15 protein-coding genes are annotated in these 15,998 nt (G+C 64.3%); 8 read left to right on the top strand and 7 right to left on the bottom strand.

Annotated features, from left to right (window positions below):
* Positions 1–771: DUF222 domain-containing protein (locus tag M1247_RS25150; protein ID WP_317159108.1), on the bottom strand; the 771-nt coding region annotated here is incomplete at its 3' end.
* 628 nt (positions 772–1,399) lie between these two features.
* The gene (locus M1247_RS25145) at positions 1,400–2,011 is read right to left on the bottom strand and encodes a TetR/AcrR family transcriptional regulator (protein WP_317159132.1); all 612 of its coding nucleotides are present in this window, start codon (positions 2,009–2,011) and stop codon (positions 1,400–1,402) included.
* A 102-nt stretch (positions 2,012–2,113) separates the two neighbouring features.
* Here M1247_RS25145 and M1247_RS25140 point away from each other — a divergent pair, with 102 nt between their 5' ends.
* A complete protein-coding gene (locus M1247_RS25140; protein WP_317159107.1) occupies positions 2,114–2,695 on the top strand; it encodes an NADPH-dependent FMN reductase in 582 nt (193 codons plus the stop codon).
* 39 nt (positions 2,696–2,734) lie between these two features.
* On the opposite strand, the gene M1247_RS25135 is transcribed toward M1247_RS25140, so the two are convergent.
* Positions 2,735–3,379, bottom strand: coding sequence for a TetR/AcrR family transcriptional regulator (locus M1247_RS25135; RefSeq protein WP_317159106.1), 645 nt, complete (start codon positions 3,377–3,379; stop codon positions 2,735–2,737).
* Between the two features lie 284 nt (positions 3,380–3,663).
* The gene (locus M1247_RS25130) at positions 3,664–4,308 is read right to left on the bottom strand and encodes a porin MspA (protein ID WP_317159105.1); all 645 of its coding nucleotides are present in this window, start codon (positions 4,306–4,308) and stop codon (positions 3,664–3,666) included.
* A 1,331-nt stretch (positions 4,309–5,639) separates the two neighbouring features.
* Here M1247_RS25130 and M1247_RS25125 point away from each other — a divergent pair.
* Positions 5,640–6,551 carry a LysR family transcriptional regulator gene (locus tag M1247_RS25125; protein ID WP_317159104.1) on the top strand — a complete coding sequence of 304 codons (912 nt, stop codon included), beginning with the start codon at positions 5,640–5,642 and terminating at the stop codon, positions 6,549–6,551.
* Between the two features lie 426 nt (positions 6,552–6,977).
* On the opposite strand, the gene M1247_RS25120 is transcribed toward M1247_RS25125, so the two are convergent.
* Positions 6,978–7,964: a LysR family transcriptional regulator gene (locus M1247_RS25120; protein WP_317159103.1), complete on the bottom strand. Its 987-nt coding sequence runs from the start codon at positions 7,962–7,964 to the stop codon at positions 6,978–6,980.
* Between the two features lie 304 nt (positions 7,965–8,268).
* Between M1247_RS25120 and M1247_RS25115 the strand changes: the two genes are divergently transcribed.
* From M1247_RS25115 to M1247_RS25100, 4 genes are all read left to right on the top strand, one after another.
* Positions 8,269–11,085 (top strand): helix-turn-helix transcriptional regulator, encoded by a 2,817-nt coding sequence (locus M1247_RS25115; RefSeq protein WP_317159102.1) that lies wholly within the window; start codon positions 8,269–8,271, stop codon positions 11,083–11,085.
* Between the two features lie 223 nt (positions 11,086–11,308).
* On the top strand, positions 11,309–12,151 hold the full coding sequence (locus M1247_RS25110) for an alpha/beta fold hydrolase (RefSeq protein WP_317159101.1): 843 nt from the start codon (positions 11,309–11,311) through the stop codon (positions 12,149–12,151).
* A gap of 426 nt (positions 12,152–12,577) precedes the next feature.
* Positions 12,578–12,742, top strand: coding sequence for a hypothetical protein (locus M1247_RS25105; RefSeq protein ID WP_317159100.1), 165 nt, complete (start codon positions 12,578–12,580; stop codon positions 12,740–12,742).
* Positions 12,739–13,182, top strand: a complete 444-nt coding sequence (locus M1247_RS25100) for a nuclear transport factor 2 family protein (RefSeq protein ID WP_317159099.1) — start codon at positions 12,739–12,741, stop codon at positions 13,180–13,182. Before M1247_RS25105 ends, M1247_RS25100 begins: the two co-directional genes overlap by 4 nt.
* Positions 13,183–13,323: 141 nt before the next feature.
* Here the strand turns inward: M1247_RS25100 and M1247_RS25095 are convergent, their stop codons facing one another.
* Together M1247_RS25095 and M1247_RS25090 are read right to left on the bottom strand one after the other, a co-directional pair.
* Positions 13,324–13,545: a hypothetical protein gene (locus M1247_RS25095; RefSeq protein ID WP_317159098.1), complete on the bottom strand. Its 222-nt coding sequence runs from the start codon at positions 13,543–13,545 to the stop codon at positions 13,324–13,326.
* Between the two features lie 347 nt (positions 13,546–13,892).
* Complete coding sequence (locus M1247_RS25090; protein WP_317159097.1) at positions 13,893–14,504, bottom strand: CGNR zinc finger domain-containing protein; 612 nt, start codon at positions 14,502–14,504, stop codon at positions 13,893–13,895.
* 413 nt (positions 14,505–14,917) lie between these two features.
* Here M1247_RS25090 and M1247_RS25085 point away from each other — a divergent pair, with 413 nt between their 5' ends.
* Both M1247_RS25085 and M1247_RS25080 read left to right on the top strand, forming a co-directional pair.
* Complete coding sequence (locus M1247_RS25085) at positions 14,918–15,409, top strand: YkgB family protein (RefSeq protein ID WP_317159131.1); 492 nt, start codon at positions 14,918–14,920, stop codon at positions 15,407–15,409.
* Between the two features lie 200 nt (positions 15,410–15,609).
* On the top strand, positions 15,610–15,813 hold the full coding sequence (locus M1247_RS25080) for a hypothetical protein (protein ID WP_317159096.1): 204 nt from the start codon (positions 15,610–15,612) through the stop codon (positions 15,811–15,813).
* The last annotated feature ends 185 nt before the right edge of the window (positions 15,814–15,998 follow it).

Below are 15,998 nucleotides of genomic sequence, written 5' to 3'. Positions count from 1 at the left end.
CGCGGGGGTGGCCGGGCAGTCGGCACGCCCGCACCGGCAGCCCCACTGATCACCGAGGACCCGGGCGGCCATCGCATCGATACGACGTTCATCGCGGCTGCGGGCATCGTGTGGGCACACCGAGTCGGCCATCTCGGCCAGCCGGGCATCCACGCGCAGCCCGTCATGGGCGGAGAGCCGACCTGAGAGGCCCATGGTGCCGGGTTCATCACCGAGGCCTCCGATATCGAGAAACCGGCTGCGGGCGGCTGCGGCGCTTTTGCGTAGCGCCCCGGGATCGTGGGCGAGTACCAGGGCATCGATGTCGCGGATGATCTTGGTTGCCGAGCGGGCGCCCCACCCGCTGATCCGGGCGGCCAGGTCGGTATCGACCCGGGCCATCGGTTCGGGGTCCTGGATCAGCAGGGTGCGCCACACGATGGCCCCGGCCAGGGCGGTATCGATGAGTCCGTCGGCCAGCAACGCCGCGACGTTGGGGAGCCGGTCACGCAGTGCGACCGCGGTGCGGGTCTGGGCCAGGGCGGCCCACTGACTGATGCCCTGGGCCGCGCCCAGTTCGGCACAGACCGCACCGCACGGATCGACCCACCACAATTCCCGGTCTACGGCGGTGGGGGTGTCGGTGCGGCGCAGGAACAACTCGGCCATCACCGCCAGTTTGCGGGCCCCGGCGGCGGCTTCCGCGCGGGCCCAGCCGCGGACCGTATCGACCAGCGTCGCGTCATCCAACGCCTCCAGGTCGGCAATCTCGGCCAACGAATCATCGAACATGCGTTCGACACTACCGCCCACCGCGCCCCGGGCATCAACCAAAAACCCAGCTCAACCACCGCCTGTGGATGAAACCGCTGTAGGTTCCCAGTTTCGATGTCATATCGTCGTTCCCTGACCTGCGCTTCTCCGCAAAATCCCAGCACGTGTCATACAAGTTCAATCCCAATCTCGTGTCATATCGAAACTCTGCCGACGGCTCACGCGGCTCACCCCCGGCGGGTGCTGACGGTGGCCGGCTACTACCAGCGCTTCGGTCGACAATTGCGTCCGTCGCGGGGTTGCCGCAGTTCTGCGGAGATCTGCGCGGCCTCTCTGCTCGGGTGGGAAAACGTTGTCGTCGAGTTGAGCGCGGTGATGGCTGCTGGGGCTGGCCATCGCCGAGGCGCGGTTGGGGGCTGAATCTGCAGTCCGCGCGCGGCCGGCACACCACGCGCGAACCGTATCGGTGTGGACGTCGTGATCACCCCATATACGTCTGCTTGAGCAGAGACTTTCAACTCAGCTACCGAGATGAAGAGCTGGGGCGGCGCCCAGTTCGTCCCGTAATGCAGTCGAGCAGATGCGGTTCGCGGCTGTGCGATGACCATTGCCCGCTCAATCTCATTTACAAGTAAAGGCGGCTGCGTCATTGTCGCAGCAGCGCTTGTGCAACCTCTTGCTCACTGGGGGCTGGTGGACCCACTCGTGCGTCCGGCCTCGTGGCGCCAGCTAGCCACACGGCGATCAACCGGGCACTCGCGCCCGGTGCGTCGTCGACCGTCCGCCGAACCACACCGGCGTTGGCCATCAACAACACGGCGACGTCAGCGGGGCGAAGATCCGCTCGCACGACCCCAGCGGCCACTGCGCGCTCGATCACGGCGCTGATCGCTTCGTAGTGGCGGTCCCGCATCGCATCGACGCGAGGCGACACGGGCTGAAGCGAAACCAGCAGGTCGGCGAGCGCACGGTTGGAGCTCTGCAGTTCGCATGTAGTGGCGATGCAATCGCAGAACCCGGCCAGCGGGTCCTCGGCGGCGGCTGCTCGCTCAGCGCTGTCCAGGTATTGCTCCAGCTGGTCGGCAAACACTTCGGCGACGAGCGCTTCGCGGGTGGCGAAATGGCGGTACAAGGTTGCGTTGCCCACCCCGGCTCGGCGTGCAATCTCGTTGAGCGACACCTCGAGTCCGTGCTCAGCGAACACCGAGGCCGCTGCCGCCAACACCGCTGAGCGGTTCCGCTGCGCATCGGTACGCACCAATGTCTGTTCCTTCCCCGCGATCCGGAATATCCGGGGAACAATCCCCGTTTAATCTTACGTCCCCATAAATGGGGATACTTCCCCACTTAGGAGTGTGCCATGACCCGTATCGACGTCGTCCTCACCAGCACCCGCACCGAGCGCTTCGCTGATCGTCCGGCTGCTTGGGTGACGGACCGATTGCGCCGTGAAGGGGTGGAGGTGGACGAAATCGACATGCGCTACCACGATTTGCCCAGCTTCGATGCCCCCGCCCCCATCTACACCTCGCGCCAGTACCCGAACGAGGCGATCGCTGAGCTCGGTCGACGAATCGACGCCGCCGACGGCTTCGTGGTCCTCACGGCCGAGTACAACCACGGGTACACCGGCGTGTTCAAGAACGCGCTCGACCACTTCTATGTTGAGTGGGATCGTAAACCCGTGGCGTTCGTGGGATGGGGCAACGTGGGCGGAGCGCGGGCGATCGAGCAGTTGCGGACCGTATCGATCGAACTCGGCATGGCACCGATCCGCCCGGCCGTGCACATTTTGCCTGACGTGATGGTGCCGGCGATGAAGGCCGACGCCTACACTCCCGAGTTATTCGCATCGCTGAATCCCGGGCTGGACTCGATGATCGATGAATTGCATTGGTGGGCGGCTGCTCTCGATGTCGCGCGATCGGGTGTCGCGGCATAGTGCTTGTACGCGCCCCCGGCAAAGTCGGGGTACGAGACGCTATCTCCGGCCGGTGCGTAGCTTGCGCACGCCGCTGCGCACGGTCGGATAGTCAGCAGCGATGCTTGACAGCACCGCGATGGTCGTGGTGTAGCTGAGGTCGACGAGCTGCTCGATCGGGAGATCGCAGCCGTGGTTGAGCCAATCGATGACCATCTCGTCGGTGAGTCCCATGCATCCGCGGATGGTGGCGCGCACTGTTGGATCGACCTCGTTGCTGCCGATGTCGAGCAGTTGGAGCAGAAACTCGGCCCCGCTACGGCGTGCCTGTTCGAAGATTGCGTCGATGTCGGGGTCGGCGCCTGCAGGGCGCATCAGCACCAGTGATGTCTGCGCGTGGTCTCGGCGGTACTCGATCTGTCGGTGGATCGCACCCTTGAGTCGCTGCGCTTTGGTGGTCTCGTCGGGTCTGGCCTCATGTAACGCGACGGCTTCGCTGAGCACCTGCTTGAGGACCTCCAGGTACAGGCCTCGCTTGTCCTTGAAGTGGTAGAACAGGAGGCCGTGTGCGACCCCTGCCGCCTCGGCGATGTCGCTGATGAAAATCTCGTCGTAGGGCTTGGCGGCGAAGAGATCTGCGGCGACTGCCACGATCGCGGCGCGACGCCCACCGCGAGGCAACGACACTTGCTTTCGAGGCCTCATGGCCACAGGAACCTTGTCATCATCAATTGAGCACTCTTATCAGATGACAAGGGCGGTGTCGATGTGGAGGTCGGGCTAGGGCGGGATACCCCCGTCTTGGGCGTTCTCTGGGGGCGACGCGTTCCCGAGTGCACGCGTGACTCAAGTGCTCGCTGGCGCATCTGCCCTGTGAACGCGGGATTCGTTGGCGCCGTGCCGTATGCAAGTCGGCCCAGTGGCCGGTGCACCGTCCCCCGGCGCCGCCTCGTGGCGGGACGTCGTTGGCCGGGCAGGGTCGAGGTGTGTTAGCCCATATTGCGCGGCTCGCCATAGGTGGTGACGCTGTCGCCATCGTTGGAGATCAATCGGGCGTAGGGCCGGAGTAGCAAGCCGCCGGCTATCCCGGTGACGGTGCCGTGAGCGTTAGACACGACAACGCTGCCCTTGGCTCCTGACACGTCGACGGAGAACGTCGCCACCTCCTCGACCTGTGGACCGTTGCCCAGATCGACGTTGACCGAGGACTGAGGGATGAGGTTCGTCGAGATCACCGAGCCGAACGGATTGAAACCGTCGCTGACCGGGCTGACATCTGCATCGTCGAGCAGGATGTTCGGTGTGCTGTAGGTGAAGTTGATGCCCACACTCAGTGTCCAGGGAAAGCCGACTTGGTAGCCCAATTCCAGCTTGCCCGCGAAGCTTTCCGCTCCTTTGCCGTCCACCGTGTAGGTGGCTTTGCCGGAGTGAAACCATTCCCGGGTCAGTCTGTTGCGATCGAGTGCGGGGACGTCTTGGAGCAGGGTGTTCCACTGCTGAATCGTCAACATTCGTCCCTGGTGGTCCGGCTGACTCATCTCGTTGTCCAGGCCGGCGTGCGCCGCACCGCCCCCCACGAACAGTGATGCACATGCGGCCAGAAACGAGGCCACGACCCGACTGAAAGTTCTCATAGATTCCTACTTGTGTCAGGGGCGTGCATTGATTGCCCGCCAAGAAATTGTGCCCAGCACCGCTATAACTGGGTCCAGCTTCGTAGTGCTATCTCCGGCACTACGGCATGTCGCGGCGAGGGGCCGGTCGTCAAGCCGCGGATGGCCCGGCGTCCAGCAGCTGAAGGCTAGAAGGGTGGCCCTGTCAGACCGAAAGCGACGACCAAACTCGCAGTCGTCAATGGCTGAGGTAAGCAGCGCCTATAGGGGTTTAAGCCTGACCAGGACGGAGAAGCGTCCGTCCTGCCCCATTTCCGAGGCAGAACATCAGTGACCGACACGCCGCCATCCATCTCGTGCGTGCAGTGCATCGAGCTGGGCGGCTCCGCCGCAACGCTGCGGCATTGAACACAGGGCTCGCACGTCCTTCGGCTATACCAGTCGGATATGACCGCTATTCGAGGATCGATTGGCTGTCGTTGTTTCCGCCGATGGCCGCACGACCCGGACGGCGCCTGGGCGCTGATTTCGACAGCTGATCCAAGGATCGTGAGTCTTATGTCATTGTGCGATGTGGCATTTCGTACCGATGCTGACCTGCGGTGACTTTCTCCACTGCGGCAGCAGGTGATGCTCGTGTTGCTGTTACACCATCGCTCCTTGACATATCCTGTGAAGCCTTGCGCCCGTTCGATATACACCATACAGAGACCTGACTTGGGGTCAAGTCAGGACAAATTTGGAATCGACAAAGCCGGTGCGCGCGGTTAGTGTCTGCATCGACCGACCGAGCGTGTTGACAGCGAAAGTCGGTCCGCACTGCCATTTCTCAGTAGAACGTGGCAGCGCCTGAGAGGTGGGCCTGTGTGCCAACCCCCTAGCTGCACAGGCCTACTTCTCAGTGTTCAGTTTTCTCCCCCACATACCTCAGAACTAACCACGAGGGACGTTGCACACCCGTGAATTCCATGGCACGACGCTCGGTCCACCCAGTCCAGGTCCGAACGTGCGGAGGCCGATGTGTTACGAATCATGCTGCGCTCTGGTCATGTTCACGCTCACGCATCAGCCGGGTCGGCTGATGAACAACCCGCCAAAGCTGGCGTTGTTTGCGGTGACGGTCAGCCACATCTGCCGCTTGCTGTCAGAGGCCCGCGCCGGCGCGGCCGGGGCGTTCACGGGACAATCGCGCACATTGGCCGGTGCTCACCGAGGCGTCTCGCTGCATGCAGATCCGTTGACACGTAGTAGGAACGGACGACTCGCTTGGCCGCAGTTATGCAAGACGGCAATGGGTTCGATCGGTTCTTCTTATATCCGTTCTGACCGACATCTCGGGTGGTTGTAAAGGCATGGAGCTCCGGGACCTGGCCGCCTTGGTGACCGTGGTGGAAGAAGGCGGGATCTCGGCGGCTGCCCGGCGACTCCATGTCAGCCAGCCGGCGTTGTCCCAAACCGTGACCGCTCTCGAACGCGAACTCGGGGTTCAGCTTTTCGTGCGTAGCACATCGGGGGTTCAGCCGACCGAGGCAGGACTGTTATTGGCTCAGGAAGCACGCGTGATTCTGGCGCGGCGCGACCAGGCGGTGCGGGCCTTGTCAGAGTTCAGCACCAGCTCCGCCGGCGTCATTCGCATCGGCGTTCCGCGGGAGATCAATTTCGAGTTTCTGACCGCGAGCCTGACTGCCTTCTCGGTAAATCATCCCGAGACACAACTTGTTCCACGACGGCTGTCATCCGCCGCGCAGATCGAAGCGCTGCGAGACGGACGGTTGGACGTGGGCCTCGTGCGAGAACTGCCCAAGCGGGCGGATGTCGACGCCGTTCTGGTCGCTAAAGACAATCTCGGCGCCCTTTTGGCTGCCGATATCGCCGCGGAGCGCGCAGGCCCCGACGGGGTGCGCTTGGAGCATCTTCGCGGTTTGAAATGGGTGGCGTTCCCCCGTAGTGACAGTCCCGCATGGTTTGACGAACTCACAGCCACACTTCGCAGCCACGGCATCGACATTGGACTGCCGGCGCACGACGAACTCGAGCTCATTGCCGCTATCAAGTTCGCTGCCGTGGCTGCCAATCGGGCGTTCGCGCTCGCTCCGGCCCACCTTGCTGCCTGGATCCCCCAGTCGGTGGTGTTTTCTCCGTTGCTAGGCAACCCGGTGGTGCGCCGGACATGGGTGATCTGGCATGGTCAAACCCGCAGGCGCGACATCGGACAGCTCATCGCCGCCTTCGAGGCATCTCGTCACCCCTCGGCGTCGGAATGACCGGCACGCCGTTTGCCGTGGAGTCCCTACAGCCTCAGCGACACAACCGCATCGACTCCCCGGGCGACCTGAGAGGACACGGCGGTGAACTCGACCCCCAGGTGGACACTCGGCATCCAGTGTTGGCATCGGGGCGATATGGTCCCGCCATCGCAGTTCGGTGTCGGATTGGTCCGGCGCCGCCCGCTTGCGCACCGATCTCGCAACCCGGTCGGTCTCGCCGCGTGCAGGCCCGCTGGTCACACGGGGCCGTCGGCCAACATCTAAGGTGGGCGCTGCGCACAGGCAATGCCGTGATTGATGGTCGCGGCCCGGTCTGTGCCCCTCAGGCGAAGCCGCCAGGCGCGCTCCTGCTGCGGCCTAGTGACCGCTTGAGGGAGGCGTCCGCCGCGGTCCCCGGTGCTGTGGTGTCAATCGTCGCTTGGTTCAGCCTGAGCATGCGATCGTGATCGGGATGCCGATCGTGTTGTCGGCGTCGGCAGGCTCATCAAAAGTCGCGATGAGTCGTGCGAGGTCACGACGCCGCGAGTTCGCCGGCCACACCGCCCACGTGTGGCGAACGATCGGGCGGCCAACGAGAGGTCTCCACACCAGGGAATCGACCGCGTGATTCGACGACTGCCGCGGTGTGAGCGCGAAGGCGTTGCCGAAGCTCAGTGCGCTGAAAATCTCTGATGGAACCGGACTTTGAACGCGGTCGGCCGAGGACACATCGACCCCGTGCGTGCGCAGGATCGCGGCCAATTCGTCGAACCATGCAGGGCTGTCGGTACGAGGGAACGTCACCCAATTCAGCCCGGACAGGGCACCCAGCGATACGCCGTTGCCTTGGGTGAATCGCGCTGCGACCGTGTCGGAGACGAGCACACCGAGCTCTTCGCGTGCCACCAGCATGCTTTCCAGATCGTTGCCCGATGGCCGTTGAACCATCAAGCTCGCCTGAAGCCCTCCGTTCCGGAGAGCGGTGAGCTGCTCGGCCATGGGCAGGTGGCGAGGCCGCAGCGCGATCTCCGGATAATCCGCAGTGAAGGCGGCAAGCCCGCGCAACACTTCGGCGGCGAGTTCGTACGGCACGCCGAGACCGATGACGCCCTCCTGCTCTCCGCGGAACCGAGCCATCGCCGGTAGCAGGCGACCATAGCTCCCCAGAATGGCCCGCGCCTCGTCGACCAGCGCCCGGCCCGCCTCAGTGCATGTGACACCGGTTGTGCTGCGGGTGAACAGCTTCAAACCGAGCCGGCGTTCGAGGGAGATGATCGTCTGAGACAGGGCGGGCTGACTCATGCACAGCCGGCGTGCTGCGGCTGAGAACCCGCCTTCTTCAGCAACGACGAGGAACACTTCGAGCTTGATCGGGGTGAAGAAAAAGCTGTGTCTGGCCCCTTGCCATTTCACTTGGTCAGCGGTGGTCATCGCAGTCTCCTTCACAGCCTCACGCACTCTTTGGCCCGCGACGCTCACCGAGCTCCCGGCCGCCATTGCACTGTCTCTACGTTCACACCCCACAAGCCCGCCGCACCATCGCCCATCGAGGGATTTTCGAGCCCGCGGCGGTGGTATGTCGAAGCCTCGTGGCCGATCACGTCGGGCCGTCGGTATGCTGAGGCGCCGTACCCTCGCAGTGCACCGCGCGCAAAGATGATGTGTGTTGCACGATCTCTGATTGCGTGTAAGTTCTCGCAGCAGTCCCTTCCCGCGGGCGGCGTAGACTCTGGCTGTGAAACCTTCTGACAGCCGGTTTCATGGTCAAGGCGGGCCTTTGCAGCCCCCAGGTCTGCGGGGCAGGGCTGCCGAAATCGCGCTTGTCAGTCCGCTCGTCGACGGCCTCGACCGCGGGCATGGCGGTGTGGTGGTGATTGAAGGGCCCCCAGGTATCGGCAAGAGCCGCCTGCTCGAAGAAATCGGCGCTCTCGCCCGCACAGCCGGGGTTCGCACCCTTCTCGGTCAGGCCTTCGAGTATCAGCGCACAGTGCCATTCTTTGCCCTGATGATGGCGACAGTGCAAGCACGCCCGCCGATCGTCGATGCGGAATCCCTTCGCAGCCTGGGAACTTCGACCGATGTCCGATACTGGGTGCTGCACGAACTGCACGCGGCGATCGAGGCGGCGTCGAAGGACCAACCGCTGGTGATTCTCCTGGAAGACGTTCACTGGGCCGACAACGCCACATTGTTGGCGCTTCGAACGATGACTGCACGGATCAGGTCACGGGTGCTGTGGGTCATCAGCGCACGCACCGGTGTGGGCGGCAGGGCTGTCGGTGAGACGCTCGCAGCGTTTGAGCGCGACGGCGCGGTCGTTGTGCGGTTGGATGCGGTCACTGCGGGCGCGATCGCCGACATCACCGAAGACGCGATACAGGCACGTGCCGCGCCGGCGCTTCTCGATCTTGCCGCGAAGACCCATGGCAACCCGTTTTTGTTGATGGAGCTGTTGCGCGGCCTGCACGACGAGCGTCGATTGAAACGGTCGGCCGGCCAAGTCACCGTCACAGGCGATGCCCTGCCGCGGCGGCTCACCATCGGTATGCAGCAACGCCTCGACGAGCTCTCTGACGCCGCGAGCGAGGTCATTCGGATCGCGTCGGTTCTGCCGGATAGATTCTCGGCAACGACGCTGGCCGCGGTAATCGGTCGCCCGCCAACGGCCCTGGCATCCGCAATCGACCAGGCCGTGCGTTCTGACCTGCTGGTTGAGGATGAGGACCGACTGCGATTTCGGCATCACCTGCTTCGCGAGGCCACGCGGCAGTCCATGCCGCAATCGTTGCGCCGAGCCATGGAGCGCCAAGCGGTCACCGCGATGCTCGACGCGGGAGCCGCTCCGCAGGAGGTGGCGACACAATTGGCGCGAAGCGCAGAAGTCGGCGACCGTACCGCCGTCGCTGCCCTGCGCCAGGCGGTGAGCGCTGTGGCCGATGCCGACCCCAGCACCGCGGCCGATCTGAGCATGCAGATTCTGGACCTTCTCGGCTCCCACGACCCTGAGCGTGGAACGCTGGTCGCCGAAACGGTGGTGCTGCTCAACCGCGCGGCACGCTATGACCAAGCCCGCACGCTCGCGGCGTACACGCTCTCAGCCGCGCTTCCCGCCGACGAGGAGGCAGCGATTCGTCTTCGGCTGGTGGCGATCACCCGAGATACGACCCAGCAACGAATCAACGACAACCGTCGCGTGCTCGCGCTCACCGACATCAGCGAGGTGATGAAGGCCCGCAACCTGTCCTGGCTCGCCTATAACGAGGCCATCCACGGACAAGACCCGCAGGACACCAGCGCACTGGAGGAGGCCACGACCGCGGCGATGGCCGTCGATGACCCCGAAAGCACCATCTTGTGCGAAACCACTCGCTCGGTGCTCGAATGCGCCGCCGGCTATCCCGGTGCCGCGATACACCGAATGGAGCAGCTCCAGCAGATCACACGCCGCGCCGAGGGCACTCCCGCAGACGACATCGCCGCCTACCACGTTGCCAACCTGCTGGCGTTCGCCGGGCGTAGCCAAGAGTCCCTTGCCGTCACCGACTTCGCGATACAAAGCCTCGCCGAAGAGCGCAATGACATGCTGCTGCAGATCGCCACCACCCAAGCCGCGCTTTCCCGCATGGCCGCCGGAGAAATCACCCAGGCACGAACAGCCATCGACATGGCGCCGCCCCCGGACCGACCGGCAACGACAGTGCTCGCAATCGCCCGCACGGTCATCGTCGCCGACATCGCAGGGCGTGTCGGTGATCAGAAACTTCTGCAGGAAGCACTGATTCGCGCCCGGGCGGCGACCGAGAGCAGTTCTCCGGCCACGCGACGCGATGCCGCGGCCATCTTGGCGCTCGCCGCGTGGAACCGCGGTGACCTTCATGACGCGATGCGGTGGCTCGCCGGTGACATTCCGCTGCTGACGGCACCGGTCCTCTCCTACTTCCACGATCATTTGATTCTGTCGGCGCGCGTGGCCTCGGCGGCCGGTGATGCCGGGCTGCGTGCGCGCGTGCTCACTGCCCTGGACACGCTCGGCCGCGAGCAACCCCGGCTGCCGCTGGTCGCCGCGGTGTGCCAGTACGCGCAGGCGATCTTGGACCGCGACCCGGATACCGTCCTGGCGGCCGGCGAGCAGATCAACGCTCACGGCCGGCCCCTGCTGTACGCGTGCGCGGCGCAGGACGCCGCCCGTGAGCTCAAACATGTTGGCCGCACGCCCGAAGCCGTCGAGGCACTCAAAACTGCGTTTGACACCCTCGCCGAGCGCGGCGCCGTCGCCGACGCACGCCTGGTCGGCCGCGAACTGCGCGGGCTGGGCGTCACGCGGCGGCTACCGGTCCGCCGGCACCCACGCACCGGCTGGGACAGTCTGACCGACACCGAAATCAAAGTCGCACACCTCATCACCCAAGACGGAGCCACAAGTCGAAGTGTTGCCGACACACTGCACCTGTCACCGCACACCGTCAAAACCCATGTCCGCAACATCTTCGCGAAGCTGCGCATACGGTCGCGGGCCGAACTCGCCCACACCATGCGCGGAAGAGCCGGCTAACCGCCACTCGACACGCGATGCCCCGCTCGTGCTAGACCGTCGAGAGCGTAACACCTGACAACCCCAGAGCCCCCGAGCGCATGCGAATACCGGTGCGCGTACTGCGTTGCCGTGCAGTGCTTTACGCGTTCAGAAGTTATGGCCGGGATTGGATCTTTCAATAACTCGGGCGGATTGTTCGCCGTTAGCATCGACCGGAGTTGAACACGAGAGGACCCGGTCTGTGAGCGAATTGCCAACTGAGAACCCTTCGAAGCCGACAGTGATGCTTGTCCACGGATCGTGGTTTGGCTCCTGGTGTTGGGACGCAGTCCGGATACAACTCATCGCCAGCGGGTGGGAGGTTCGCACCGTTGACCTGCCGAGCGTCGCGTACCGCGCCAAACCTCGATTCGATCTTTTCGACGACGCCGCGCACCTGCGCGCCAAACTTCAGCAGATCGACGGACCTGTGGTCGTCGTCGGACACTCCTATGGCGGCGCGGTCGTCAGCCAAGCCGCCGCCGGAATACCCAACGTGGCTCACCTGGTCTATGTGTGCGCATTCCAACTCGATGTCGGCGAATCCATCCTCGGCGTCGTCGGTGCCGCGCCGAACTGGTGGATCATCGACGATGAGACTGTCACCGCCAAAGACCCCCTCAAACTGTTCTTTCACGATGTCGCACACGAGTTGGCCGAGCAGGCGATCGCCCGCCTCAAACCGTTCACCTTGAAGGCGACCAGTCAAGGACTTACCGCCGCGGCCTGGCACACGGTGCCGTCGACATACATCGTCACCGAGCGTGACCGGGCCATCCCTCACGGCCAAAACTATTTCGCCCGCCGCGCAACCCACCGTCGCCACCTACCCTCGGGCCACCTCCCCCAGCTGTCGATGCCGTTGTTGCTCACCGAATTGATCCTGGAGGCCGCCAACCGCGTTCCCACCAGCCCGGCCGCACCTGTCGATGAGGGCCCCGCAACAACTCCTTTCTCGGTTCAACTCGCCCAAGACGACGAGTCAGGCGTCAACGACCGCCGACTGCACGCCTGGCGGGGCTTATCCGCGCCGATCCTGGAATGACCGCTCGAAGCATCTGAGCATCCACCCCGCCGGCCCGTCATCTCAACGGCGTCTGGCCCACGATGCGTACGCGCTTGCGCACACGGCCGTAGTGCACTCGGCGCGTCACGCCGACGGCCCCAGGTCGACGATGCCCAAACCTGCAACCACGCATCGTCTTTTCCCGCGGGACAGCGCGGTGTCGACTATGACCTCCACGTCGACACCGCGCCTGCGCGATGGCGCACCGTGCCGCAACGGGGGATGGGGCCCGCGGCGCCCGCACTCGCCTATCCCCTACTCATGCGCCACCACCGCGGGTTGCGCACCCCGGCAGGACGCACCCTCGCTGTGCACAGCACAACTGAAAGGTCAAAGAACGTCATGGATTTCAGAGTGGACCCGGCGCGCCTAGCGTGGTGGGACAACCGACGGTATCAGCCATTCGTGAATGCTCGCCGACTTGTCCGGGCCGACACCGCCGGCCGCATCGCGGCAATCAGTGCGGCGCCGGAGTACGCGCTGCGGCCTGCTGCGGTGCCGAATGCGCTCGGCTGGCATTGCGCAGAAGTTCGGACCGACAACGACGCACCGGTAGGTCACCCACGGTGACCTCTTCACGAGCACTTTCGATCGTCGGCAGCGAACCCCACCTCGCGGTCGCTCAGGCACGCGCGGCGTGTCTGGACGTGGTCACCCGATTCTTTCGCCTCGTCGACAGCGGCCAGGCCGCCCAGGCGTTGAAGCTTTTCACGCCAGACGGACTGCTGATTGCCGGCGGGAAGACTTTTCGCGGCGCCACACTGGCGGAGGTCGTCGATGGCCGCGGACCCGACGGCGTGCAGCGTAGGCATTTTCCCGTCGAGACATCATTTCGGCTGGTGTCGGCTGACATCGCCGAGGTGGAGACATTGCTTCAAGTGCTCGAACTGGGCCCGCAGCGGTCCGGCGTACCGGTGGCCCACACCCTGGTGCATGACATCTTCGTACGAGATGAGAGCAGCAGTTGGCGCATCTACCGGCGGGTTGTGAGGATCCTGGCCGCAGAGTAGCCAGATTCGCGATCATCGAGTTGTAGGAGCATCTGCACGCCGAACCATCGGGGTCGGCGGCGGTGCGGTGTCTTGATCTTCCTGCGCACCACAGGAGGGGCCCCGATATCGGGGCCCCTCGTGTGTGATCGGTGGGTCTGCTCAGCGACTCTGGTGGACTTCGGTGCTGACGTGGGGGACGTGCACGCGCGGTTGGATCGGGAAGATCCAGATCCAGTTGCGGTGGTGGTCGGCGGCAATGGTGACCGACGAGACACTCGCGGGGGTTTGGTCGGAAGTAGCGGCCGCAGCGGGAGCGGCCAGCCCCACCACCGCGCCGACGACGCCACTGGCAATCATGGTGGCTGCTCCGAATTTCTTCATGAGAATCACTTCCTTGGGTGCACTTTGGTGGGATGCTCCGGCCAGTGGTGAAACTGTTTGCGCCGGTCTGTCAGCTGGAACCACACTGTGCGGGCGATAATTTCAGCTGGCGGCAATTGATCGTCGAATGGCAGAAGCCGGCCGTATGTTCGCGGCGTCGAACCGGTCGGCACGCCGTGATATCACCTCATACGACTCATCCAGTGCGCCGTTCCCACTGGTCTCCTATCAGTCAGCGGCACACTGCAATCGCACTGTTGCGCGCGGGTTGTCGCACCCGAAAGTGGATGCGGTGGGCGCGGCCCAACCTGCCGATGGCGCGCAGCGGTGACGGCGGTAATTCGCTGTCAGCGGTTGTGCTGTCGCTGGGTGTGGCGCGCGACGCGGGCACGGTTGCCGCACAGCGCCGAACACCATTCGCGGCGGTGCTCTTTGATGAAGAAGTGGGCACATGCGGGCGCCTCGCAAGCGCGCAGCATCTCCCAGCGAGGACTGGTGGCCAGTTCGATGGCTTGCCTGGCGATCATGGTGATCACCGCCTCGGCGAACGCGTCCCCCGACCAGGCGTCCTGCCGGGCGAGCCCCCGGCGACGTTGAAACCGCAGTTCAGGCCATACGGTTTCGGCCGCCGAAGCCGCATTGATCAGCGACACCGCGTTGGCCACGTCGGGCACCGGAGACGCCACCAAATCCCGACTGTCCCCGGTGGCCTCTGCGGCCAGACGCCGGAACGCATCACGGACCTCGATCAGACGTCCGACCGCCTCGGGACGCAACCCGCCGGTCGAACCTGGCGCGGGACGTACATCCAGCCGCTTACCGACCGCGCGTATCCATGCCTGGACATAATCCTTATCGGCAAGCGCATCGTGCACACCGTGCCGATCGATCCAAAGTGTGTTGGCGAGTGCGAGCGGGGCGGGTTCGTCCAAGCGCGGCGCCGGCGCGGCCACTGTCATGAGACCTTCGCCTCATCGACTCGTAGCGTGTCACCCATACATCGATACTAATGGTTACACCCCGTACACGCCATTAGCAGGTTGCACCAGTGGACGCTGGCATCCCCGTCGCCCATGGTGCGGCGTGCGGCCCGGGGCGTACGCGCACCGCAGCGCTGCACAGTCTTTCCCAGGGTCGAACGTCCGACCGGCGTCCGCGCCGATCACCGCGGAACGGCAGCAGATCCACCCTTTGTCCCGCAGTCGACAGTTCACCCCGCCTTCTGGGTTGGGCAGCCCATCAGGTTGCAAAACGGTGACAACATGACGGCCTCCTTGCGGACTATTTTACTAATGGTTACTGTTCTAATATCCATTAGCATGGCGTTGAAAGCTCGTCAGCGCACCAACTCCTGTTAGGACACACCATGACAATGTCCGCCTCCAAAGTCATCGAACGCGCACTGCCACTGTCGGCATCAGACAAGATCGGGGCGATCCTGGGCCGCTACGGCCTGGTCATCGTCATCGGATGGATCGGAGCCTTGAAGTTCGCAGACTTCGAAGCCCACCAGATCCAGCCGCTGGTGGCCAACAGCCCTTTCATGGGGTGGCTGTACAACTTCCTGCCGGTGTACACATTCTCCGCACTACTCGGGGTGTTCGAAGTGACCGCGGCGGTGCTGCTGGCCATCAAACCGATCGCACCGCGACTGTCCATCCTCGGCAGCCTCATGGCCATCGTGCTGTTCGTCTTCACCGTCAGCTTCCTGTTCAGCACCCCCGGGGTCAGCGAACCCGCCGGCGGAGGCTTCCCCGCCATCTCCCTGACCGCCGAGTTCCTGCTCAAAGACATTCCGCTGCTGGGCCTGTCGTTCTGGACACTGTCTGACGCCCTACGCGCCAGCCAACAACGTCGTGGCTAGGCAGCATTTCAGCTGCAGACCAAGACCGGCCGACGTCTTCCCCGCTCACGTCGGTCACCATCAGCCTCGACACCGAGACTGAACACCTTGGTCAGCCACCGGGACACGGCGGGGCCGACTACCCCGGCCCCGCCAAGTTCCCACCCCAGCGCACCGCCGACCGTCGGCCGTGCAACAACCCCGAAAGATAGGACAAGGCAATGAAACTTCGATATCTCGCCCTTGCCGGTGCCCTCACCGCGACAGCGATCGGCTTCGCACCCCTTGCCGCTGCAGAGATCGTCGTGCAGCAGAATCCCGGCAACGCACAGATCGTCGCCACCCCCGGCGCCACCGCGCGCCACGCCGGCCAACTCCAACTCCCCTTCGGCGGCGCGACGAACGCCTTGATATTCCACAACTGACAACCAACCTTGTGCGGCACGCGGCCCGACGTGACCCGTCGGCCGCCTGCCGCACAAGGCCTTTACTCAAGCTGTACTCGGCCCCGGCTCACGAACCCGCCGATACCTTCTCACAGGTTCCCAGTTCCCGTGGCACACAACAGTTACCCTCAGCGGCCGCCCCGTCGATTCAATCCATTGATGGC

Origin of the sequence: Mycobacterium appelbergii, assembly GCF_032883035.1 — a bacterium.
Taxonomy (GTDB): Bacteria; Actinomycetota; Actinomycetes; order Mycobacteriales; family Mycobacteriaceae; genus Mycobacterium; species Mycobacterium appelbergii.
This window is presented reverse-complemented; position numbering and strand designations above follow the sequence as displayed.

Coding starts and splice junctions, on each gene's coding strand:
- M1247_RS25140 (WP_317159107.1), top strand. CDS start 2,114: ATGACCCGTATCGACGTCGTCCTCACCAGCACCCGCACCGAGCGCTTC.
- M1247_RS25135 (WP_317159106.1), bottom strand. CDS start 3,379: ATGAGGCCTCGAAAGCAAGTGTCGTTGCCTCGCGGTGGGCGTCGCGCC.
- M1247_RS25130 (WP_317159105.1), bottom strand. CDS start 4,308: ATGAGAACTTTCAGTCGGGTCGTGGCCTCGTTTCTGGCCGCATGTGCA.
- M1247_RS25125 (WP_317159104.1), top strand. CDS start 5,640: ATGGAGCTCCGGGACCTGGCCGCCTTGGTGACCGTGGTGGAAGAAGGC.
- M1247_RS25120 (WP_317159103.1), bottom strand. CDS start 7,964: ATGACCACCGCTGACCAAGTGAAATGGCAAGGGGCCAGACACAGCTTT.
- M1247_RS25095 (WP_317159098.1), bottom strand. CDS start 13,545: ATGAAGAAATTCGGAGCAGCCACCATGATTGCCAGTGGCGTCGTCGGC.
- M1247_RS25090 (WP_317159097.1), bottom strand. CDS start 14,504: ATGACAGTGGCCGCGCCGGCGCCGCGCTTGGACGAACCCGCCCCGCTC.
- M1247_RS25085 (WP_317159131.1), top strand. CDS start 14,918: ATGTCCGCCTCCAAAGTCATCGAACGCGCACTGCCACTGTCGGCATCA.
- M1247_RS25080 (WP_317159096.1), top strand. CDS start 15,610: ATGAAACTTCGATATCTCGCCCTTGCCGGTGCCCTCACCGCGACAGCG.